Source organism: Achromobacter sp. PD1 (genome assembly GCF_048541815.1).
GTDB classification, from domain to species: Bacteria; Pseudomonadota; Gammaproteobacteria; order Burkholderiales; family Burkholderiaceae_B; genus Achromobacter; species Achromobacter bronchisepticus_A.
Genome location: NZ_CP183349.1, coordinates 2,009,816 through 2,032,144, shown reverse-complemented (window position 1 = coordinate 2,032,144; position 22,329 = coordinate 2,009,816). Strand labels below are relative to the sequence as shown.

Annotated in this window: 21 protein-coding genes; 1 reads left to right on the top strand and 20 read right to left on the bottom strand. The window is 68.6% G+C overall.

Annotated elements, in window-relative coordinates:
* Positions 1-42: 42 nt before the first annotated feature.
* From ACM1PE_RS09650 to ACM1PE_RS09610, 9 genes are all read right to left on the bottom strand, one after another.
* Positions 43-774 carry a pseudouridine synthase gene (locus ACM1PE_RS09650; RefSeq protein ID WP_059374381.1) on the bottom strand — a complete coding sequence of 244 codons (732 nt, stop codon included), beginning with the start codon at positions 772-774 and terminating at the stop codon, positions 43-45.
* Positions 775-809: 35 nt separating this feature from the next.
* Entirely contained in the window at positions 810-2,309 is a 1,500-nt protein-coding gene (locus ACM1PE_RS09645; RefSeq protein ID WP_419343110.1) for a M81 family metallopeptidase, read from the bottom strand.
* Between the two features lie 34 nt (positions 2,310-2,343).
* Positions 2,344-2,979 carry an ANTAR domain-containing response regulator gene (locus ACM1PE_RS09640; RefSeq protein ID WP_054456633.1) on the bottom strand — a complete coding sequence of 212 codons (636 nt, stop codon included), beginning with the start codon at positions 2,977-2,979 and terminating at the stop codon, positions 2,344-2,346.
* Positions 2,980-2,981: 2 nt separating this feature from the next.
* Complete coding sequence (locus ACM1PE_RS09635; RefSeq protein WP_059374375.1) at positions 2,982-4,145, bottom strand: transporter substrate-binding domain-containing protein; 1,164 nt, start codon at positions 4,143-4,145, stop codon at positions 2,982-2,984.
* Between the two features lie 61 nt (positions 4,146-4,206).
* Positions 4,207-4,923: an ABC transporter ATP-binding protein gene (locus tag ACM1PE_RS09630; protein WP_306632841.1), complete on the bottom strand. Its 717-nt coding sequence runs from the start codon at positions 4,921-4,923 to the stop codon at positions 4,207-4,209.
* Complete coding sequence (locus ACM1PE_RS09625; RefSeq protein WP_419343109.1) at positions 4,920-6,746, bottom strand: ABC transporter permease subunit; 1,827 nt, start codon at positions 6,744-6,746, stop codon at positions 4,920-4,922. The genes ACM1PE_RS09630 and ACM1PE_RS09625 overlap by 4 nt, the downstream gene beginning before the upstream one ends.
* Positions 6,739-7,572 (bottom strand): branched-chain amino acid ABC transporter permease, encoded by an 834-nt coding sequence (locus ACM1PE_RS09620; protein ID WP_059374371.1) that lies wholly within the window; start codon positions 7,570-7,572, stop codon positions 6,739-6,741. The genes ACM1PE_RS09625 and ACM1PE_RS09620 overlap by 8 nt, the downstream gene beginning before the upstream one ends.
* A gap of 53 nt (positions 7,573-7,625) precedes the next feature.
* Entirely contained in the window at positions 7,626-8,792 is a 1,167-nt protein-coding gene (locus tag ACM1PE_RS09615; protein ID WP_059374367.1) for a substrate-binding protein, read from the bottom strand.
* 37 nt (positions 8,793-8,829) lie between these two features.
* Entirely contained in the window at positions 8,830-9,720 is an 891-nt protein-coding gene (locus ACM1PE_RS09610; RefSeq protein ID WP_059374365.1) for a nitrilase family protein, read from the bottom strand.
* Positions 9,721-10,009: 289 nt separating this feature from the next.
* Here ACM1PE_RS09610 and ACM1PE_RS09605 point away from each other — a divergent pair, with 289 nt between their 5' ends.
* Entirely contained in the window at positions 10,010-10,630 is a 621-nt protein-coding gene (locus tag ACM1PE_RS09605; RefSeq protein WP_059374363.1) for a chorismate lyase, read from the top strand.
* Positions 10,631-10,640: 10 nt separating this feature from the next.
* On the opposite strand, the gene ACM1PE_RS09600 is transcribed toward ACM1PE_RS09605, so the two are convergent.
* From ACM1PE_RS09600 to ACM1PE_RS09550, 11 genes are read right to left on the bottom strand one after another with little or no spacing between them, the layout of a single operon-like run.
* Entirely contained in the window at positions 10,641-11,504 is an 864-nt protein-coding gene (locus ACM1PE_RS09600) for an isocitrate lyase/PEP mutase family protein (protein WP_059374362.1), read from the bottom strand.
* Positions 11,505-11,517: 13 nt separating this feature from the next.
* Entirely contained in the window at positions 11,518-12,915 is a 1,398-nt protein-coding gene (locus ACM1PE_RS09595; RefSeq protein WP_419343106.1) for an FAD-dependent oxidoreductase, read from the bottom strand.
* Entirely contained in the window at positions 12,912-13,520 is a 609-nt protein-coding gene (locus ACM1PE_RS09590; protein WP_059374360.1) for a cysteine hydrolase family protein, read from the bottom strand. The genes ACM1PE_RS09595 and ACM1PE_RS09590 overlap by 4 nt, the downstream gene beginning before the upstream one ends.
* 11 nt (positions 13,521-13,531) lie before the next feature.
* Positions 13,532-15,580 carry a hydantoinase/oxoprolinase family protein gene (locus ACM1PE_RS09585; RefSeq protein ID WP_118933558.1) on the bottom strand — a complete coding sequence of 683 codons (2,049 nt, stop codon included), beginning with the start codon at positions 15,578-15,580 and terminating at the stop codon, positions 13,532-13,534.
* Positions 15,577-17,247, bottom strand: a complete 1,671-nt coding sequence (locus ACM1PE_RS09580; protein WP_419343104.1) for a hydantoinase B/oxoprolinase family protein — start codon at positions 17,245-17,247, stop codon at positions 15,577-15,579. The genes ACM1PE_RS09585 and ACM1PE_RS09580 overlap by 4 nt, the downstream gene beginning before the upstream one ends.
* Before the next feature lie 10 nt (positions 17,248-17,257).
* Positions 17,258-17,758 carry a 3-isopropylmalate dehydratase gene (locus ACM1PE_RS09575; protein ID WP_059374354.1) on the bottom strand — a complete coding sequence of 167 codons (501 nt, stop codon included), beginning with the start codon at positions 17,756-17,758 and terminating at the stop codon, positions 17,258-17,260.
* Positions 17,755-19,023 (bottom strand): 3-isopropylmalate dehydratase large subunit, encoded by a 1,269-nt coding sequence (locus tag ACM1PE_RS09570; RefSeq protein ID WP_419343103.1) that lies wholly within the window; start codon positions 19,021-19,023, stop codon positions 17,755-17,757. Before ACM1PE_RS09570 ends, ACM1PE_RS09575 begins: the two co-directional genes overlap by 4 nt.
* Before the next feature lie 2 nt (positions 19,024-19,025).
* A complete protein-coding gene (locus tag ACM1PE_RS09565; protein ID WP_419343101.1) occupies positions 19,026-19,736 on the bottom strand; it encodes an ABC transporter ATP-binding protein in 711 nt (236 codons plus the stop codon).
* Positions 19,733-20,488: an ABC transporter ATP-binding protein gene (locus tag ACM1PE_RS09560; RefSeq protein WP_059374346.1), complete on the bottom strand. Its 756-nt coding sequence runs from the start codon at positions 20,486-20,488 to the stop codon at positions 19,733-19,735. Before ACM1PE_RS09560 ends, ACM1PE_RS09565 begins: the two co-directional genes overlap by 4 nt.
* Entirely contained in the window at positions 20,481-21,452 is a 972-nt protein-coding gene (locus tag ACM1PE_RS09555; RefSeq protein ID WP_059374345.1) for a branched-chain amino acid ABC transporter permease, read from the bottom strand. The genes ACM1PE_RS09560 and ACM1PE_RS09555 overlap by 8 nt, the downstream gene beginning before the upstream one ends.
* A 2-nt stretch (positions 21,453-21,454) precedes the next feature.
* Positions 21,455-22,327, bottom strand: coding sequence for a branched-chain amino acid ABC transporter permease (locus tag ACM1PE_RS09550; protein WP_059374344.1), 873 nt, complete (start codon positions 22,325-22,327; stop codon positions 21,455-21,457).
* Positions 22,328-22,329: the final 2 nt, after the last annotated feature.

Genomic DNA, 22,329 nt, shown 5'->3' with positions numbered 1-22,329 from the left:
ATTTAGGACTGCCCGACAACACCTGTCGGCCAGCTCGGCCAATCAGAAGCGCTCGTCTTCGCGCAGGTAGCGCCATTGGCCCAGCGGCAGGTCACCCAGCGACACCCGTCCGATGCGCACCCGTTTCAGGCCTATCACCTTCAGGCCTACCAGTTCGCACATGCGGCGGATCTGCCGCTTTTTGCCTTCCCGCAGCACGAAACGCAGCTGGTCGCTGTTCTGCCAACGCACCTGCGCCGGCTTGAGCGCCTTGCCGTCCAGGGACAGGCCGTGGTTCAACAGCGCCAACCCGTTTTCGGACAGGTTGCCCTGCACCCGCACCAGGTATTCCTTGTCCACGCTGGAATCTTCGCCGATCAGGTGCTTGGCGATGCGCCCGTCCTGGGTCAGCACCAGCAGGCCTTGGGAATCGATGTCCAGGCGGCCGGCCACGGCCAGCCCGTCCAGGTGCGCACGCTCGAAACGCTGCGGCGCGCGGTCGCCGGCATAGCGGGAGCGGGAGTCGATCAGGGCCACGGCGGGCGTATAGCCCTTTTCGGCCTGGCCCGAGACGTAGCCCACGGGCTTGTTGATCAGGATGGTGACGCGCGAGGTCTGGCGCGCCTGCGCGGCGCGCTCCAGGGTGATGACCTGGTCAGGGTAGGCCCGGGCGCCCAGTTCGGATACCACAACGCCGTCCACGCGGACCCAGCCGCGCTCGATATAGGTGTCGGCCTCGCGGCGCGAACACAGCCCACGCTCGGACATGAGCTTGGAGATACGTACTTTTTCCATGGCCGGTATTGTATGCGGACGCCATGCCCCCCTCTTCAGGCCGCGGGGTCGTAGTCCGACGGCGCCATGGGATCCAGCGGATGGAGCGGCCGGCTGCGCCGCTGATAGGGAAACAGCGCGAAGTCCGAGCTGGTGACGCCCGCGCTGGCGCATTCCACCAGCGCCTGGGAGATAGGTTCGAACACAGGGCGGCAATACATGCGCGACTTCACCAGCACGAAGCGGGCCCGGCGCGGATCCAGCCCCATGCTCTCGAACACGCCCAGATCCCAGGGCTCGTGGGTTCTCTCGGTGATCACCAATTGCGCGACGCCTATGTCCAACACCGCGCTGCGGCCCATGCATGCCGTCTGCCCCGTGTACGTCGGACCGGTAATGACATATTCGCCGCCAGTCACGGCGCGGACCACTCCGCGCAGCAGCACGGGCGCCGCCGGGCGGCCGATGGCCGGAATCGGCCGTTTGTTGCCCACCGCCAGCTCCACCTGCGCGCCCTCGCCCGCCGCGGCCAGCGCGGCGACTGCCTCTGGGTCGCAGTACAGGCCCGCAATGATGCCCGTCAGGCCGGCGTCGACCGCGGCCGTCAGCACCTCCATGGTGTCGCAGGTGCCGCCGGACATGCAGTTGTCGCCATGGTCCAGCAGGAGCACGGGCTTGTCCGCGCCGCGGGCCAGTTGCGCCGCGCGGGCCAGCGATTCGCCCAGGGGCTCGCTATCGTAGAAGTAGCCGTCGCGCTCGGCCCAGATGGCCTGCGCCATATCGCTTGCGACCCGTTCCGCCTGCTCCCGCGGCCCGGAGCCCACCACGACCACGCTCAGGCATGGATTGGGGATGTCAGCCAGGGCGAAGCCCGCCAGCACGGAGACGCCCAGCATGCCGTCCGCTTCCGCGCCCCGCGCCGCCTGCACCGCGCGGCGCATGGCGCCCTGGGCCGTGGCGCTGCGCAGGGTGTGCGTCATCAGCGGCAGGCGGCGCCAGGCCATCACCGGGCGCGGGCCGCCATTGAGCCAGTCGTACAGGATGCGGCCCGCGTGCTCGCCGGTCTCGTACATGTCCACGTGCGGATAGGTCTTGAAGCTGATGATCACGTCGGCGTTGGCCATCATCTTGGGCGTGACATTGCCGTGCAGGTCCAGCGCCACGGCGATGGGTACGTCGGGCGTGCGGCACCGCAGGCGTTCGAGCAGGTCGCCTTCGCCGTCGTCGGTAGTTTCGGCCACCATCGCGCCATGCAGATCGAGCAGGATGGCGCCGCAGCCCTGAGCGCCGGCCACGATTGCATCGCACAGTTGGCTATAGGCTTCTGCCGACACCCGGCCGCTGGGGTAGGCCGTGGCGGAAACCGGCGTCACCACCGTCGCGCCGTTGGCCTCGGCAATATCGATGAAGGCGGACATGGCCGTGCGCTTGCCCTTGTTCTCTGCATAGGCCTGGGCGCCGTAGGCGGGGCCGTCATTGCCGAATGCGGACAGCGGCGTGGGCACCGGCGAGAACGTATTGGTCTCGTGGTTCAGGCGGGCGATCATGACCTTCATTGTCCGGCTCCTGCGGCATGCGCATTCAGTTCGTTCAGTTGTTCTGAGACGGCCCCGGGCGCAAGGCCCCCAGGCCAAGCTTTTCCATGGCCTCGCTGGCCTCGACGATCATCGCGGCCACTTCCGCCACGCTCACGCGCAGGCCCGTCGCCCGGGTCCGCATGTGCTCATAGGCGGCGCGCTCATCCAGGCGCTGGTGGTCCATCAGCACGCGGATGGCCTTTTCGATGACGCGCCGCGCCTTGATCGTGCTTTCCAGCTTGTTGATCTTGGACTGCTGGCGACTCTGGAACTGCTTGGCCGAACGCGCCAGCACCAGCGTGCTGAGCACCCCCGCGGAGCGGAACGGCCGCGTCAGCACGCCGTGCGCGTTGGTCTTCAGCAATTGCTTCAGCGTGGTCGGGGTTTCGTACTCGGACAAGGCGATCAGGGTGGCCTCGACCTCGCTGGCCGTCCAGGCGGCGCTGTTGCGGCCGCATTGGGATACCTGGAAGAAGATGACGTCCACGCCGGCGGGCGGACCATCCGGAAACGGCCAGTGCAGATGGATGCGGCAACCGATGCGCTTGAGCTGTTCGACCAGCAGGTCGCGGTCCTCGCCCGGCGGATACACCACGGCGACGGCCACGCTGCGCAGGTCCTCGTAGAGGCGGCGTAGGCTATGGTCCATGGCTATTTCAACCAGAACTCGTCCAGGCCGAACGCGGTGAGGTACGGGTCCGGCTTCACGGGTTCGTCGCTTTCCCAGACGATGTCGAAGCGTCCGTCCTCGCGGCACACGCCTATGCGCGGCGTCAGCACGCTATGGTTGTTTTCCGCCAGCACGGACATCTGCCCGTCCGGCGCGTCGAACTGCACCTGATGCACCGCCTGCACCAGTTTGCGGGTGTCCATGCTGCCCACGCGCTGCAAGGCGCGCGCGAACAGGTGCATCTGGCTGTAGCAGGTCTCGGCATAGACGCTGGCGGGATGGTCGCCGAAGCGGGCGCGCCAGCGTTCCAGGAAATGCGCGTTGGCGGGCGTATCCACCGTATTGAAATAGGTCGCAGCGGTGATGTGGCCCACACAGCGCCGCGGCCCGATCTCCGCCACCTCCGACTCCGCCATGGTCAGGCTGGCGATGGGGATGTGGGCGGTGGCCGCGCCTTCGGCTTGGCAGGCCTCGTGGTAGCGCTGGTAGAAGCGCTGCGCATCGGAGCCGATCAGGGTGGAAAACACCACGTCCGGCTGGATGCGGCGAATGTCAGCAACCACGTCGTTGATCTCGCTGTCGTCGCAGCCCAGGGGCAGATAGGTTTCATCCAGGATCTCGCCGCCATGCTCCTCGACCGTTTCGCGCATGATGCGGTTGGTCTCGCGCGGGTAGATGTAGTCCGCGCCCACCAGGAAGATGCGCGAGCCGCAATTCTGGATCAGGTATGCAGCCAGTTGCATGCTGCCCTGGTTCGGCGCCGCGCCGGTATAGATGACGTTGGGCGAATATTCGAAGCCTTCGTAGACCGAGCCGTACCACAGCAGGGAATTGCTGCGCTCGACCACCGGCAGCATGGCCTTGCGGCAGTGCGAGGTGCAGCCGCCAAAGATGACGCTGACCTCGTCGTCCAGCAGCAGCCGGGCCGCCAGCCGGCGGTACTCTTCGGCGTCGCTGCGCGGGTCATACACCACCGGCGCCAATGGCCGCCCCAGCACGCCGCCCAGTTCGTTGATCTCCTCCACCGCCAGTACCGTGCCGAAGAAGTGCTGCGATTCCGTGGTTCCGGTGACGCCGCTGCGCGAATAGAGCACGCCGATGCGCCAGTCCGGCCGCTCTGCGTGCTTGTCCTGGGGCGTACTCATGAGGGAATCCTTGAACGTGTAGTGCGCGTGTGCGTCATGGCGAATCCGGGCCGCGTGGCCTTCATACTTTCAGATGAGCAATGATATTGCCCGCCGCCTCGGGCGCGCCAGCCTCGCCTTCATCGACGATGCTGCCCTGCTTGAGCACCAGATAGCGATCGGCCACGTCCAGCGCGAACGCCACGTTCTGCTCCACGATGAACATTGTTGTGCCGTGCCGCTCGCGTTCCCAGTTCAGCGCGCGGCCCAGGCGCTCGATCACCGAGGGCTGCAGCCCTTCCGTGATCTCGTCCAACAGCAGCAGCGCGGGCCGCTGCATCAGCCCGCGCGCCACCAACAGCATCTTCTGCTCGCCGCCCGACAGGGTGCCGGCATGCTGGCGCAAGCGGCTCGTGAACACCGGAAACAGCTCGGCGATCTGGGCGAAGCGTTCGTCGAAGAGTTGCTCGTGCGGCAGTCCCAGGCGCAGGTTGTCGCGGATGCTCAGGTCAGGAAACAGCGGCTGTTCCTGGGCGGCGTAGGCCACGCCGCAGCGCGCCACTTCGTGCGGCCGCAGCCGGGTGGCGTCGACCCCGCCCACGCTGACCCGCCCGCGCTGCTTGGGCAGATAACCCATGACGGTCTTGAGCAAGGTGCTCTTGCCCATGCCATTCTTGCCCAGCAGCGCCACGCAGGCGCCGCGCTCGACCGTGAGCGACACGTCATGCAGCACCATGGCCCGCTTGTAGCCGCTGGACACCGCTTCCATGCTCAACGCCGGCGCTGCGATGCTCGTCATTGCCCTGCTCCTTGCGCGGCCGGCGCGCCGCCGGCGTAAATGGTGCGCACCAGTTCTGATTCCACGACCTCGCGGAATCCTCCGTCCATGACGATGCGGCCCTGGTGCAGGACCACAATGCGCGTCGCGATCTCCTTGACGAAATCCAGGTCATGTTCCACCAGCAGGCAGCACAGGCCATAACGGTGCGCCAGGGACGACAGCACGTGGCCGATCTGCAGGCGTTCGGCCTTGCTCAGCCCGGCGGTGGGCTCGTCCAGCAGCACGATGCCCGGTTCCAGCGCCAGCACCATCGCCAGCTCCAGGGCCTGCTGCTGTCCATGCGACAGGTCGCGCGCCACGTGATCCAGGCAGTGGTCCAGGCCGGTCACGCGCAATGTCTCCAGCGCATAGGGCGGCAGATGCAGCGTGGGCGACCGGCGCCACCACGACGTCCGTTCGCGCAGCGTGGTCGCGATGCGCAGGCTTTCGGCCACGGTCAGCGTATCGAACACGTTGGCATTCTGGAACTTGCGGCCCAGCCCATGGCGCACGCATTGCTCCGGTCCGTCGCGCCGCACTTCGTGGCCATAAAGTTCCAGCCTGCCCTGGGACCGCTCGGCGCCGTCCGCGATGCAGCGCATCAGCGTGGTCTTGCCGGCGCCGTTGGGGCCGATCAGCCCGACCAGTTCGCCGCCGCGGGCTTGCAGGTCTATGCCTTCCAGCACCTTCAGGCTCCCGAAGTGCTTGGAAACGCCCGCCAGGCTCAAGGCCTGGGCCGCGCCGCCGGCTTGCCGCGGTGGGATGGCGCGCTCGCCCAGCGCGGGTGTGGCCGCCCTACCCGCCCTTGCGCGCCAAGGCGCGATCAGCAGGGGCAGAAGCCCCCGCGGCAGCAGCAGGATCACCAGGACGAAGGTCACCCCCAGCAGCAACTGCCAGACGAACGGCATGTTGCCGCTGAGATAGGAGCCCGCCACATTGATGAGTATGGCTCCCAGCACCGGCCCCCAGATGGTGCCGCGCCCGCCCAGCGCCACCCAGATGATGAGTTCCGTGCCGAAGACGAAGCCCGTGAGTTCCGGCGCCACCACGCCGCTGAACGCGCCATAGCCGAAGCCCGCCAGGCCGGCCACCGCGCCGCAGGCCACCAGCAGCGCGATGCGCCAATGGGCGGTGTTCAACCCCAAGTAGCTGCACCGCGCCTCGTTGTCGCGCAGCGCCACCAGGATGCGGCCGCCATCGCTGCGCACCACCACCCAGGCCAGCAACGCCACCGCGGACAGGCCGCCCGCCGCGATCACGTACCAGGCCTCCAGCGACAAGTCGAAGGTTTCGTACCCCGTCAGGCCGGACGAAGAGCCGGTGTAGGTGCCGCCGGACAGCACCAGCTGCATCAGCACGATGGGCAGCACCAACGAGATCACCGTGGCGAAGAATGGCGAGGCCCCACGGTAGAACGACAGCCAGCCGGTCACCAGCGCCAGCAACGCCGCGGCGCCCACTGCCGCCAAGGCGGCCAGCGCCGCTATCGCAGGCGAGAATCCGTAGTGCGTGAAGGCCAGGCCCGCGGCATATGCGCCAACCCCGAAAAAGGCAGACTGGCCGAAGGTCAGGTAGCCGGTGTAGCCCCACAGCACGTCCACGGTGACCGCCGCCACGGCGAAGAACAGCGCCTTGATCAGCACGTTCAGCAGATAAGTGTCGAACAGCCAGGGGCCGGCCGCGGTCAGCACCAGGCAGAGCCCGGCCAGGCCCAGCAGGCTGCGGCTGCGCGCGGCCTTTTGCGCCGAGGCGTCGTCAGCGGCGCCAGCCAGCGTTTGAGGGGTCAATGCGCGGTCAGTCATGGGCGAATCCTTGAGGACGCAAACGCAGCGTCAGCGCGGCCAGGACGGCGATGGTGACGCCGCCCAGGATCGGGCTGACGTAGACGCTTACCAGCACCTGGCAGGCGCCGTAGACCAGGCAGGTCAGCAGCAGCGCGGTGATCGAATGGCCCGACACCATGACCAGCATGAAAGCGCTGACCAGCCACGGCAGCCCCATGTTCGGGTCGACGCTGGACAAGGGCGTGATCAGCGCGCCGGCCAGCGCGCCCAGCCCCGCTCCCAGGCCAAAGGTGGTGAAACGGATGCGCTCGGCATTGATGCCCAGGCCGCGCGCCAGGTCCTCGTTCATGATCACGGCCCGGGTCCGCACGCCAAAGCGCGTGCCGCTGAGCAGCAGCGTCATGGCGGCATACATCAGCAAGGCCGCGGGCACCAGGAACAGGCGGTACGCCGAATACTCCGTGCCCAGGAAGGACACGGCGCCGTGGATGGGCGAATCCGCGAACTTCACTTCGCGCCCGAATGCCATGGTGATGAGCTGGCCGATCACGATGCCCAGTCCCCAGGTGGCCAGGATGGCGTCCAGCGGCCGCTTGTACAGCGGCTGCACGATCAGCCGTTCCACGCCCATGCCCACCAGCACGCCGACCGCCAGCGCGAACGGCAGCGCCAGCCAGGGATTCAGCCCCAGCTGCGTCACCACCAGGCTGGCGTAACTGCCCAGCGTAAGAATCGCGCCATGCGCAAAGTTGACGATCTTCATCACGCCGAAGATGATCATCAGCCCGGCCGTCACGATGAACAGCATGGCGGCCGTGCTCAGGATGTCCAGCAGCAAACCCATATCGCTCTCCGACGCCGCCGGCAGGACCGGCGGCGCTTGTCATGGCATGGCCGTCACTTCAGGTCCGGACACTGCGCGCCCGGGTCGACCTTGTCGAAGGTCTGCAGGATCTTGATGGAACCGTCCTGCTGCACCTGCCCCAGGCGCATGGTCAACGCCGCGTGGCGCTGGCGGTCCATGGTCACCGGGCCGCGCGGGCCGTCGAACGTGACTGCGCTCAAGGCCTGCACCACCTTGGGCGCATCGGTGCCGCCGGCCTTTTCGACCGCCGCCTTGTACAGGTAGAAGGCTTCATACTGCGGCGCGGAGAATTCGTTGGCGGTCTTGGCGTCGTTGCCGAACTTCGCCTTCAGGCCGTCCAGGAATTTGCGGTTCTGCGGCGTGTCGATGCTGGTCAGGTACGAGGCCGACATGTACATGCCCACCGCCGTGTCGCCCATGGTCTTGGCCGTGCCTTCGTCGATCGCCAGATTGCCGTAGGGCATGGACAGGCCAGCAGCCTTGACCTGCTTGGCCAGGCTGACGTTGGGTCCGCCGCCGGCCGTGGAGCTGATCAACGCGTCCGGGTTGGCCGAGCGGATCTTGGAGACCACCGGCGTCCAGTCGGAACCGTCGATCGGCAGGTACTCTTCGCCCACCACGCGTCCGCCCTGCTTTTCAATATATTCCCGTGTGAACTTGAGCATGCCGCGGCCGAAGGCGTAGTCGCTGCCCACCAGGAAGAAGGTCTTGGCCTTGCGGTCCTGCATGAAGTGGTCTACCACCGGCGCAACCTGCTGTTCCGGCACCCAGCCATTCACGTGTAGCCAGCGGTTGCAGGAACGGCCTTCATAGAATGACGTGTAGATATAGGGCACCTTGCCGCGCGACACGATGGGCAGCGCGGCATTGCGCGCCGCGCTGGTTTCCATGGCGATGATCGCGTCCACCTTTTTCTGGAACACCAGGGTGTCATACGCCTTCTGCGCCCCGACCGCGCCCGAGGCGTCATCGGCGATCTCCAGCACGATCTGGCGGCCCAGGATGCCGCCGGCCGCATTGATCTCGTCGGCAGCCAGTTGCGAGGCCTGCACCACGCCCGGCGCGACCACGCTGTTTGCGCCGGACAGGCCGACGGGCACGCCGATGCGCAACGGTTCGGCGGCATGCGCGCTGGCAGCGCCAGCCAGCAATGCGACAAACGACAGGCGGATCCGGCAGCTATTCAATAGGCTCTTCATGGGTTTTCTCCTTGGGGGAACGGCCGTGGACCGTCGTTCAGCGTTGCCGCAGGCCTGCGGCGGCGCCCAACTGCTCGTCATAGATGTCGCGGCGCCTGTCGCGCAGCACATGGTTGAAATCATTCAACTGGCGCGCGCGGCGCGAGGCCTTTAGGTCTATGGGCGCCAGCAGCACCTCCTCCTGGTCGATGCTGGCGGGTCCTGCCGCCGTCCAACCCTGGGACCCCACGATCAGGCTGCGGCCCACGAAGGGCTGGCCGCGCTCGGTGCCGACCCGGTCGGCGCACACCACCGTCAAGCCGTTGCTGTGGGCGCCGCTCATGGTCAGCGCATGGGCCATGACCGGCCCGTCGCGGGTCTGCCCCGGCATCGGCACCCAATTGGTTGGCACCGCCACGATGTCCGCGCCGCGCACCGCCAGCAGCCGGTAGACTTCGGGAAACCAGCCGTCGTAGCAGATGGCCACGCCGATGCGGCCCAGCTCGGTGTCGAATACCGGCAACCCCAGGTCGCCCGCCTCGAAGTACAGGTTCTCGTCGCCCCAGAGGTGCAGCTTGCGATAGGTCCCCAGATAGCCATCCGGGCCCGCGACCAGCGCGGAGTTGTAGAGGCGCCCGCCGGCGCGTTCCGCAATGCCCGCCACCAGGTAGATGCCCAGGCGCTGCGCCAACGCGATCCAGGCCTGCGAGCTGGGGCCTTCCGGCACGGCTTCGGCCAGGGCGTAGGCCTCATCGCGGCTATCGAACATATATCCCGTGTTGGCCAGTTCAGGCAGCACCACCAGCCGCGCGCCCTGGGCCGCGGCCTGCTCCACCAGTTCGATGGAACGCGCGATGTTGGCGGCGGTTTCGCCGATCGCGGGCTCCATTTGCACACTGGCCACCCAGGTCACGGCGGCGGGAGAACGTTGCGGTTCCGACGCTTGCATGCGAGCTCCATATTCAGAAATTGAAAACGAAAAAGCCCCCGACCACGCATTGCGTGCAAGTCGGGGGCTTCTATAGCCAAGACTGTATGTTCAGGCAGCAATCATTGCTGCGGGGTACTGCAAGCCGTTCAGGTCAATGTTGACCGTGTGCGAATGATAGGGAGACGCGGGTTCCTGGGACAATAAGTGCTTTCCCGGACGGCAGGACGGTCCGCCAAAACGCGCGTTCCGGCGCTGCGTCATTGCGACGCATTGGGTCGTCCCACCCGGCTTGGCATAATACGCAGCCATGAGCAAACCCGCAGCACACCACCCTCCCCTTGCCGCAGGCTGGCTGGCCAGCGCGCCTCCCATCCTGCCTCCTGCCCCGCGCCACTGGCTGTTCCGCCCCGGCGCGCTGACCGCCGGCTTGCGCCAGGTTGGCCAGGTGCGCCTGCGCGTGCTGGCCGAGTACGCCGATGGCGCGCCGCTGGATGAAGCCCGGGCGATGGGCATCGCGCCCGGCGCGCCGGTATGGATCCGTGAGGTGCTGATGTCGGTGGACGGCGTGGACAGCGTGCCCGCCCGCAGCCTGACGCCGCTGCGCGCGTCCCACGGCGCCTGGCAAGGCATGCGCCGCCTCCTGACCCGGCCATTGGCGGACATGCTTTACCACGACAGCACTGTGGTGCGTTCGCCGTTTGCCTGCCGCCGGCTGGCCTCGCCGGTGCCGTTTCATGCCACCGCGCTGGGGGCATTGCCGACCGGGCAGCGCGACCGCGATGGCGGGCGCATCTGGGCGCGCCGCTCGGTGTTCTGGCGCCAGGGCCAGCCGCTGCTGGTGGCCGAGTGCTTCCTGCCGGCGTTCTGGGAGCTGGTTGCTGATCAGCCGGTGCCGCCGCTGGTGCCGCACCAGCGCACGCCGCGCTGACACCCCGGCCTCAGCCTTCGTAGCGGCGTCCGCGCTCCAGCAGTTCGGGCGTGCCGATCACGGCGTTCAGACCGTCGAAATCCAGCATGCCCTCGCGCCACGGCGCGGTCGTGCCATGCTGGCGCAGGCTGGCGTAGTAGCCCTGCAGCGTGTGCGCCACCGCGCGCGCCGTGCCGCCAGGAAAGATGACGATGCGGAATCCCAGCGCGGTCAGCGCATCCGCGCTTTGCACCGGAGTCTTGCCGCCTTCGACCATATTGGCCAGCAGCGGCACGCGATGCGCAAAACGGCTGCACGCCGCCTGCATCTGCTCCGGCGTGCGCAACGCCTCGATGAACAGCGCGTCCGCGCCCGCTTCCAGATACGAGTCGGCGCGGTCCAGGGCGGCTTCCAGCCCTTCCACGGCCAGCGCGTCGGTACGCGCCAGGATCAAGGTGGACGCCTGCGCGCGCGTATCCACCGCGGCCCGCAGCTTGCCGCACATTTCGGCGGTCGGGATCACGGCCTTGCCGTCCAGGTGGCCGCAGCGCTTGGGGAAGGTCTGGTCTTCCAGCTGGATCATGGCGGCGCCGGCGCGTTCCAGTCCGCGTACGGTGCGCTGCGTATTCAAGGCATTGCCGAAGCCCGTGTCGGCGTCCACGATGACGGGCGTGGCCACCCGCTCGGTGATGCGGGCCAGCGTGTCCTCGACCTCGCTGTACGTGGTGAGGCCGATATCCGAGCGGCCCAGCCGCGTGTAGGCAATGGACGCGCCCGACAGGTATAGCGCGCCGAAACCCGCCTGTTCGGCGATCAGCGCGGACAAGGCGTCGTAGACGCCGGGAGCCAGCACGGCGCCGCCGGCCAGCTGTGCTTGCAGATTCTGTTTGTGCATGGTTTGGAAACTCCTAGGAAAGCTCGCGGCCCAGCAGGGATGCGGCCGTCGCCGCGGCGATATGGCCGCCCGCCACCGCGCTGAGCAGACCGTTGCCGGACAGGTAGCCGGACACGTCGTTGCCCGACACGCCGCGCGCCGCGCCGCCTGCCGCCAGCAGGTTGGGCAAGGGGTTGCCCATCCGGTCCAGCACGCGGCAATGCGCGTCGATGTCCAGACCGCCCTGCGTATGGAACAGCGCGCCCGTCACTTTGATCGCGTGGTACGGCGCTTGCAGCGCGCGCTCGAAGCGCCGGCCGAGGGCGTCGGCGGCGCCGGGCGACACCCCCGCCAGCGTCGCGCGCAGCGTGGCTTCGTCGCAGCCGATCAGGGCCGCCAGCGCCCCGACGTCGGCGCAAGTCTTCAGCGCCTGGCCCATCTCTGCCTGGACGAAGTCCGGAAAGCCGCGCGCCAGCGCCAGCGTGCGGTCGTCGAATACGTTCCAGGCCACGCCGCCGGGTTGCGCCAGCACATGGACCGCGGCCTCGGAATAGCCGTGGGTCTCGTCATGAAAGCGCCGCCCCGCGCCATTGATCTGCACGCCGCCGTCCATCATCACGGCCCAGGAGATCAGTGCGCCCTGCGGCGTGGCCCAGGAGCCGTGCCCCTGGTAGCCGCCCAGGTCGGCCAGGCGCGCGCCCAGTTGCACTCCCCATTCGATCGCGCTGCCGTCGTTGCCGACATGGCCGCCGTAGACAGCCCCCCGCATGGCCGGCAGATGTGCGCCCACCATCGCGGCATTGCCGCCAAAGCCGTTGCAGGCCAGGATCAGCACGTCGCAGCCGATCACGTCGATGGAGCCGTCCGGACGTTCGCAGCCCACCGCGGTGACGCGGCCGCCCTCGTCCGTCCAGATCTGCCGTGCCAGGGCGCGGGTCAGCAGATAGGCGCCGGCCCCGGTGGCGGCGCGCTCCAGCGCGGCGACCAGGGCCGCGCCCGTGCGCTCGGGCAAGGTGTGCATGCGGCGGGCGCTGTGGCCCGGATACAGGAAGCCGTCCAGCACCTGGAAATCCAGGCCGTGGCGGGCAAGATTGTCCACTGCGGCAGCTGCCGCACCCGTGTAGGCATCGACCAGCTGCGGCGCGGCCGTGCCGCCCGCCTTGGCCTGGATGTCCGCGGCAAAGCGCTGCGCGTCGTCCTCGATGCCAGCGGCCCGCTGTACCGCCGATCCCGCCGCCGGAATGAAGCCGGACGACAAGGCGGTGGAGCCGCTGGGCGCGGCATCGCGCTCGATCAGCACGGTCTCGATGCCGGCATCGGCCAGGCGCAGCGCGGCGGTCAGGCCGCAAGCGCCGGCGCCGATGATGGCCACCGGCACATGCATCGCGTCCGCGCCGGGAGCCAAGCCCCGCAGGACTTGCGGCGCGCTCACGAAGCCAGCCTGCCCAGGAAGTCCTGGCAGGACAGCACGTCGGCCACGGTGCGCAAATCCGCCAGCGCGGCATCGTGCATGGCCGGCGTGGGCGCGGCGCAGCCGTCGGCCAGCACCGCTACGTGATAGTCCCGCATGTGGGCATCGCGCGCCGTGCTGGCCACGCCGCCATTGGTGACGATGCCGGCGATCACCACGTTGGAGATGCCCGCGCGCCGCAGCACCCAGTCCAGCTGGGTATTGAAGAAGGCGGAGTACGCCACCTTCCAGACCGACACGTCCACCAGCCCATCCAGCTCGGCCACGTTGGCCTGCCCCTTGGAGCCGGCGACGAAATCGCCCTTGCGCAGGAATGGGCGCAACTGCCGCAGATGCGGCGAAATCATGGGTTCGCCGTGCGCGTCCGGCCATAGCGTGAACTGGCTGGCCGCCACGAAGCCGCCTCGCGCCTTGAGCGCGCGGGCCACGGGCGCGACCCGGGCGGGCAAGGCCCGCGCCTGCGGGCTGACGGCGCCGCCGCGGTCATAGGCGCCGCCGGGCGCGAGGAAATCGTTCTGCAGATCGATGACGACCAGCGCGGTGCTGCGGGGATCGAAGGCTGACATGGGCTCTGCTCCTAGGAAACCTGGCGGGCGATCAGCAGATTGCCCAGGGAATCGACCTGGCCGGCAAAGCCGGGCTCGATCCAGATCGTGGTGTCCGGCTGCTCCAGGATGGCGGGCCCCGCCACCTCCGCGCCCACCGGCAGATCCAGCCGCGCGTAGCGCATGGCGTCATGCCATTGCCCGCCGTGGAAGACGGGTTGCGTGCCCAGCGCGTCCGGCATTGCGGTGCTGGTCGGCGCCAGCAGCGCCAGATCGAACTTGGGCCGCTGGCCGATGCGCGCATAGCGCAGGTTCAGGATGCGCACCGCGATGCCGTCCAGGCTGCGGCCGAAGGCGGCGCGGTAGGCACGCTCGAAGGCTGCGCCGATGCCGGCGCGGTTCAGTTCATCACGCCCGACTTCCACCCGCACCGTATGGCTCTGCCCGACGTACAGCATGTCCAGCTCGATGCTCTCGCGTATGCCCTGAAAGCCCACGCCCGCGGAATCCAGCCGCTCCTGGCAGGCCAGCGCCAGGCCGTCGATGCGGGCCAGCAGGTCGTCGGCGTCCAGCGCGGCCAGCGCCACGTTCAAGGTCTGCACGCCGTCGTGCCGCATGTCGGCCATGACGCAGCCCAAGGCCGAGGTCACGCCGGGATAGCGCGGCACGATGCCGCGGGCCGCGTCCACTTCGTTCATCATGGCGCAGACGTGCAGCGCGCCGCCGCCGCCAAACGGCATGTAGGCGAACTTGCGCGGGTCATGGCCGCGCTCGATGGACACGACGCGGATCGCGCCCGCCATCTTGGCATTGGCCACGGTCAGGATGGCCTCGGCCGCGGCATGCACGTCCAGGCCGAGCGGCTTGGCTACATGCTCTTCGATGGCGGCGCGCGCCAGCGCCACGTCCATGGTGGCAAGCAGCCCGCCGCCCAGCGGGCGTTCGGCCGCGATGCGGCCCAGCAGCACGTTGGCGTCGGTCACGGTGGGACGGGTATTGCCCCGGCCATAGCAGGCCGGCCCCGGCACGCTGCCGGCGGATTCGGGACCCACCTGCAACAGGCCGCCCGCGTCCACGCTGGCGATAGAGCCGCCGCCCGCGCCGATGGTCTCGATCTGGATCATGGGCGCGCGCACCACCATGCCGAAGTCGATGGCGGTCTGCGCCGACAGCGAGGCCTCGCCGTCGGCCACCAGCGACACGTCGAAGGAAGTGCCGCCCATGTCGCCGCTGACCACGTTGGGAAAGCCCGCGGCGCGCGCGATGGCGGCGCAGGCGATGACACCCGCGGCCGGGCCGGACAGCGCGGTGCGCACCGGCACGTCGCAGGCCGTCTGGCGCGACATCACGCCGCCGTTGCTCTGCACCACCAGCAGTTCGCCGCCGAAGCCGTTGTCCTTCAGGTCCGCTTCCAGCCGGGTCAGATAGCCGCCGACCACCGGCTGCAGCGCGGCATTGAGCACGGCGGTGGAGCAGCGCTCGAATTCGCGGATCTCGGGCAGCACCTCGGTGGCGGCGGTGACGTTGCCGTTGGGCCACAGCGCGCGCACGCAGGCCGCGGCCTGCGCCTCGTTGGCCGGATTGGCATAGGCGTTGACGAAAAAGAGGCAGACCGCCTCGCAGCCCTGCTCCAGCAATTGGCGGGCCGCGGCCTCGACCTGGGCCAGGTTCACTGGCGTATGCAAGGTGCCGTCGGCCAGCACGCGCTCTTCGACTTCCAGACGCAGGTCGCGCGGGACCACCGGCTCATAGTTGCCGCGCAGGCCCCAGGTCTGGGGCCGGTCGCGCCGGCGCATTTCCAGCACGTCGCGAAAGCCGGCCGTGGTGATGATGCCGGTGCGCGCCACCTTGCGCTCCAGCAGCGCGTTGGTGCCCACCGTCGTGCCGTGCACGATGGTGGCGATGGCGTCCGCGCCGTCGGCGACGCGGGCGATGCCGTTCATGAAGCCGCGCGCTTCCTCGCCGCGAGTGGAAGGCACCTTCACCACGCGGGCGCTGCCGCCCGCCTCGTCCAGCACGAATATATCGGTGAACGTACCGCCCACGTCCACGCCTACGACCAAACCTTGTGCCGCGCTCATGCCGACTGCTCCTTCAGATTTCCGCTCACGTAACCCATCTTGCGGTCATGCTCGCGCGCCGCCTGCGTGCGCGCGGCAGGCTCGCCGTAACCGCCTCCCCCCGGTGTTTCCAGGCGGACCCGGTCGCCGCGCTTGAGCTGGATGCCCAGCATCTTTGAACGCATGGGTGGCGTCTGCCAGCCGCCGTCCAGCTGATAGCGGAAGACGTTCAGCGCCGCTTCCCTGCCGCCGGCGATACCCTTGGGCGCGCTCTTGCCGCGTTCGCCGAAGATGAAGGCCTCGGCGCTGTCTTCCAGCAGTTCGATTTCATAGATGGCGCCCAGCCCGCCGCGGTGCTGGCCGTCGCCCGCCGAATCGGGTCGCAGCGCCCATTGCGTGAAACGCACGGGATAGGCCGCTTCCAGGATTTCCAGCGGCGGAATGGTGGCCGTGGAGATGGGCGCGTTGCCATGGCTGAGCCCGTCGCCGTCCGAGTGGCCGCCATGGCCGCCGCCAAAGAAGCTGAACATCACCCAGCGCTGGCCGCGCCGGGCGGGGTCGCTACGGTAGCCGGCGATCGACAAGGCATTGATGGTGCCGTAGGCCTGCGCCAGCGCGCGCGCCGGCTCGGCCTGGGCCATGGCGCAGAAGATCACGTCGATCATGCGCAGAATGGTTTCCGTGTAGCCTCCGACCGGTCGCGGGCGGTCCGCCGAGATCACCAGGCCGTCCGGAAGCACCACGTCCACCGCGTCCAGCACGCCGGCATTGGCCGGCACGTCCGGGAACAGGTGCTTCAGGGCCACATAGCAGGCCGCGATCGCCGTGGCGCGGGAGATATTCACCGGCCCGGCGCAGGCAGGCGAAGTGCCGGTGAAATCCAGCGTCAGGCGGTCGCCCTGGACGATGAGCTTGAGCGCGATGCGCAGCGGCTGGTCGCGCACGCCGTCGTTGTCCAGCATGTCCTCGAAGGCGTATTCGCCGTCGGGCAGGCGCGAGATGTGGTCGCGCATCAGGCGGCGCGCCCGCTCCCGCAAGGTGTCCAGCGATTCCAGCACGGTGGCGTCGCCGTATTCGTCGAGCAGGCCGTCCAGCCGGCCCGCGCCCAGTTCCAGCGCCGCCAGCTGCCCGTTCAGGTCGCCCCACAGGCTGTCCGGCAGGCGCGTGTTGGCCTTCAGAATAGCCAGCACGTCCAGGTCCAGCACGCCCGCGCGCACGATGCGCACCGGCGGAATCTGCACGGCTTCCTGCCAGCATTCGGTGGCGGCGGGGTTGTAGTTGCCCGGCACCGCGCCGCCGACGTCATGCCAATGGGCCGCCGAGGCCAGGAAGCAGAACAGCTTGCCGTCGCGGAACACCGGACGCACCAGCTTGAAATCATTGGCGTGGGTGCCGCCTTCATAGGGATCGTTGAACAGCCAGACGTCGCCGTCGACCATGCCGCCGCGCTCGGCGGCCGCCTTGGCCGCGGCCTTGACGGCAAAGGCCATCGCGCCCACGAATACCGGCAGGCCGGACTTGCCCTGCACCAGCGTGGCGCCGGTGGCGGCATCGTACATGCCGTGGCAGGCGTCATGGGCCTCGGCGATGATGGGATTGAACGCGCTGCGGTACAGCGTGGCGTCCATCTCGTCGGCGATCTGTTCCAGGCGGCCTTTCAGGACCGCGAGTGTGACGGGATCAAGCATGATGTGGTTCCTAATGAGTCTTGCGCTGTTTCAGCAAATTCAGCAGTCCGCCGGCCTGCACCATTTCCAGCAGGAAGGCGGGCACGGTGTCGCAATGCAGTTCCGCGGGTTGCCCCGCGGCGCGGCGGATGCGGCCGGCGGCGGGGTCCAGGGCGATGCGCTCGCCCTCTTGCAGGGTTTCGGCCTGTGGGCAGGTCAACAGCAGCAGGCCCACGTTGAAGGCGTTGCGGAAATACAGGCCGTTGAAGGATGGCGCGACCACCGCGGCGATGCCCAGGCGCACCAGCGCCGCAGCCGCCTGCTCGCGCGAGGAGCCGATGCCGAAGTTCGGGCCGGCCACCAGCACGTCGCCCGGCCGCGCGCCGGCGGCGAACTCGGGCCGCACGCGCTGCAGGCAATGGCGCGCGATCTCGTCGATGCCGAACTTCATATAGGCGCCCGGCGCCAACGCGTCGGTGTCGATATCTGCGCCCACGCGCCAGACGCGGTGCGTCACGGACTGCTCGGTCATGCCATGAACTCCCGGGGATCGGTGATGCGGCCGGCTACCGCCGATGCCGCCACCGTATAGGGCGAGGCCAGATAGACCTGGGCCGTCTCCGAGCCCATGCGCCCCTTGAAATTGCGCGCCGTGGTGGCGATGACGCTGGCGCCGTCCGGGATGGACCCGCCGTAGCCCGCACAGGCGCCGCAGGAGGTGGCCAGCATATCGGCGCCGGCCTCGCGCAGCGTCTGCATCACCCCTTCCGCCTCGGCTTGGCGCTGGTCCTGCTGGCTGGCCGGCGCCACCATCAGGCGCATGCCGGCGGCCAGCCGGCGGCCGCGCAGCACGCTGGCCGCGGCGCGCAGGTCCTCCAGCTTGGCGCCGGTGCAGGCGCCGATGTAGGCCACCTGCAGCGGCACGTCGCCATACTGATCCACGTCGCGCGCATTGGCCGGGCTGTGCGGCGCGGCAACCTGCGGCGCCAGCGCCGCGGCGTCGAATTCGTGCCACTCGGCCTGCGCGCCTTCGTCGCTGCGCCAGCGCGCCAGATCGATCTCGTCCGTGACGCCTGCCTCGCGCAGGTAGGCAACCGTGGTGGCATCCGGCGCGATCAGGCCGACCTGCGAGCCCAGCTCCGCGCTCATGTTGGACAAGGTCATGCGTTCCTGCATCGACAAGGCGCGCACCGCCTCGCCGCAGAATTCCACCGCCTGGTAGCGGCCGCCGTTCATGCCATAGCGGCCTATCATGTGCAGCATCATGTCCTTGGCGGTCACGCCAGCCGACAGCCGGCCGTTCCAGCGCATCATCAGGGTCTGCGGCACCTTCACCCAGATCTGCCCGGTGACGGCCACGCCCAGCATCTCGGTGCTGCCGATGCCGAACATGTAGGCGCCGAACGCGCCGCCCGTGGGCGAATGCGAGTCCCCGCCTACGCAGAACATGCCGGGACGGATATGCCCGTGCTGCGGCACCACCACGTGGCAGATGCCGAGCGAGTCATAGACGTTGGGCAGTTGCTGTTCGGCCGCCCAGTCGCGCGCGATGCGCACGATGCGGCGCGATTCGTCGTCGGATTCGGGCACGTAGTGGTCGATGACCAGCACGATCCTGGACGGATCCCACAGCGTGGCGCCCAGTTCCTGCAGCATGGGCTGCAGGCGGCGCGGGCCGCTGGAATCATGGAACATGGCCAGGTCGACCGCGCAGGTGACGATTTCGCCCTCGGCGACGGAAGCGCGGCCACAGGCCGCCGCGATCAGCTTCTGCGCCAGTGTTTGAGGCTCGGCCATAGCTACATCCCGAGATAGGCCCGGCGCACGTCGTCGCTGGCCATCAATTCCGGGCAGGCGCCGCTATAGCGCACCGCCCCGTTTTCCAGCACGTAGGCGCGCTGTCCCGTTTCCAGCGACTGGCCCACGTTCTGCTCCACCAGCAGGATCGCCAGCCCCTCGCCATGCAGGCGCGTGATCAAGCCGAACAGCTCTTCGACCATCAGCGGCGACAGGCCCAGCGACGGCTCGTCCAGGATCAGGAGGCGCGGCTCGGCCATCAGGCCGCGGCCGATGGCCAGCATCTGCTGTTCACCGCCGGACATGGTGCCGGCCAGCTGGACCAGGCGCTCGCGCAGGCGCGGGAAGATGTGCAGCACTTTCTCCAGGTTGGCGGCGCGGCGCTCGCGGGCCCGGGTGAACGAACCCAGTTCAAGGTTCTCGCGCACGCTCAGGTTGGGGAACACGCGGCGGCCTTCGGGCACCTGGATCAGTCCGGCCTTGACCACGTCGCGGTAATGGCGGCCGGTCAGGTCCTGGCCTTCGAAGCGCACCGTGCCGCCCCAAGGCCGGCACAGCCCGCAGACCGTGTTGTTCAGCGTGGACTTGCCGGCGCCGTTGCTGCCCAACAGCACCACGATCTCGCCCTGGTCCACCCGCAGGTCGACGCCGCGCAGCACTTCCATGCGGCCGTAGCCGGCGCGCAATCCCTGGACTTCCAGCAGCGCGCTCATGCCGGCGCTCCCTGCGCGGCCAGCCTGGCCGCCGCGCCCTGGCCCAGATAGGCCTCGACCACCGCCGGATCGCGCGTGACCTCGCCCGGCGTGCCCGAGGCGATCAGGCGGCCCTGCGCCAGTACCCAGACGTGCTCGGCCAGGCTCATCACCGCGCGCATCACGTGTTCGATCATCAACACGGTCACGCCGTCGTCGGCCAGCTTCTTCACCACCGGTATCATCTCGTCGATCTCGCTGGGGTTGAGCCCCGCCAATACTTCGTCCAGCAGCAGCAGGCGCGGCCGCGTGGCCAGCGCGCGCGCCAGCTCCAGTCGCTTGCGTCCGGCCACGGTCAGGTCCGCCGCCGGCCGGTCCAGCAAGGCTTGCAGGTTCACTCGGGCGGCCACCTCTTCGGCCGCTTCCAGCGCCTCGCGGCGGTTGCCCAGGCGCAAGTGCGCTCCCACGGCGATGTTCTGGCGCACCGTCTGCGCGCCGAAGGGCTGCACGATCTGGAAGGTGCGGGTCAGCCCGAGCCGCGCCGACTCATGCGGCGGGCGGCCGGTGATGTCCGCGCCGGCGAAATGCACCGAACCGGAACCGGGCTTGAGGAAACCGGACAAAAGGCCGAACAGCGTGGTCTTGCCCGCGCCGTTGGGGCCGACCAGGGCCGTCAGCGAGCCCTGGCGTACGTCCAGGCTCACGTCCTGGACTGCCTTCAGGCCGCCGAAAGTGATGGAAAGATTGCGCGCTTGCAGCAGGATCTCAGACACGGGCGCGCTCCTTGGCACTGAACAGCCGGCTCAAAGCCTGACCGCTGCCGGTGATGCCGCGGGGCAGGAACATCACGATCACGATGAGCACCACGCCGTAGATGACCATGCTGATGCCCGGCAGCTCGCCGAACAGGTTGCGCGTCAGGTCGCTCAGCGCATGCAGCGTGACCGCCCCCAGCAGCGGTCCCCACAGAGTGCCCAGGCCGCCGACGATGGCGCCGACCAGCGCCTCCACCGACACGGCCGAGCCGAAGGCGATGCCCGGATCGATGTACTGGAACACCTGCACGTAGAAGGCCCCAGCCGCGCTCATGAAGGCGGCCGACAGCGCGATGCCGCCGAGCTTGACCCGCAGCGGATTCACGCCGATGGCGCGCGCCGCGTCCTCGTTGTCGCGCACCGCCTGCAGATAGGCGCCGAAGCGCGAATGCCGCAGCCATGCCGTAACCACCAGCGCCAGCAGCACGAAGCCCAACAGCAGGTAGATGTAGCCGCGGCGCGAAGCGAACTGCATGTTCGCCACGCCCTCCTGCAACGGCACCATCAGGCCCACGCCGCCCCCGGTGAACGACACCGACAGCGCCAGGATGCGGAACACTTCCGCAAACGCCAGCGTCACCAGCGCGAAATAGGAGCCTTTCAGGCCATAGCGGAACGTCAGCCCGCCCACCGCCAGCCCGACCAGCGCGCCCAGCGCGATGGCCATGGGCAGCGCCAGCCAGGGGTTGATGCCCAGGTTGAGCTGGCCCAGCGCCTGGGCATAAGCGCCCACGCCGAAGAACAGCGCATGGCCGAACGACAGCTGGCCGCCGTAGCCGCCCAGGATGTTCCAGGCCTGCGACAGCAGCGCCGCGTACAGCGACATCATCACGAAGGTCAGGGCGACGCCCGACTCCGTCAGCGCGGCGGCGGCCGCCAGCGCCGCGCCGAACAGCGCGATAGTCAAAAGATCCTTGCCCATGCTCAGCCCCTCGCCCCGAACAGCCCCTGCGGGCGAAACAGCAGCACCGCGATGAAGATCGCGAATATGCCCATCTGGCCCAGCGAGTCGCCCAGGAACAGGCCCCCGATGGACTCCACCACGCCGATCAGCAGGCCGCCGACCAGCGCGCCCACGAAGCTGCCCATGCCGCCCAGCACCACGATGGTGAAGGCCACCAGCACGAAGCCGCCGCCGACCTGCGGATTCACGTAGTACGCCGGCAGCAGGAAGCAGGCCGCCGCGCCCAGGCAGGCCATGCCGATGCCGAACGACAGCGCGTAGACCTTTTCCACGTCTATGCCCATGAGCTTGGCGCCCTGCTTTTCCTTGGCCACCGCGCGGATCGCCCGGCCCAGGTCGGTGCTGCGGATGATCCAGAACAGCACCGCCGCCACCGCCAGCGCGCCGCAGAAGGCGATGATCTTGGGCAACGCGATCATGGCCGGCCCGATCTCCACCGTGGACAGCGTGTAGGCCGTGTCGATGGTGCGCGTGTCCGACTTGAACCACACCAGCGCCAGGTTCTCCAGCACGATGGCCAGGCCCAGCGTCACCAGCAGGATGTTCTCGTCCTTGCCGTGGCTGGCGCGGTTGATCACGTAGCGCTGCAGGGCATAGCCCAGCGCGAACATGCCCGCCACCACCAGCGGCAAGGCGGCGTAGGGGTCGATGCCGAGGCGGTCCTTCAGCAGATACACGGCGTACAGCGCCACCATCAACGCCGCCCCATGGGCGAAGTTGATGATGTGCAGCACGCCGTAGATCAAGGTCAGGCCCAGGGCGATCAGCGCGTACACCGCGCCGGTGGTCAGCCCGTTGAGCACCGAGGAAAAGAGGATGGCTGGATCGAGCACGC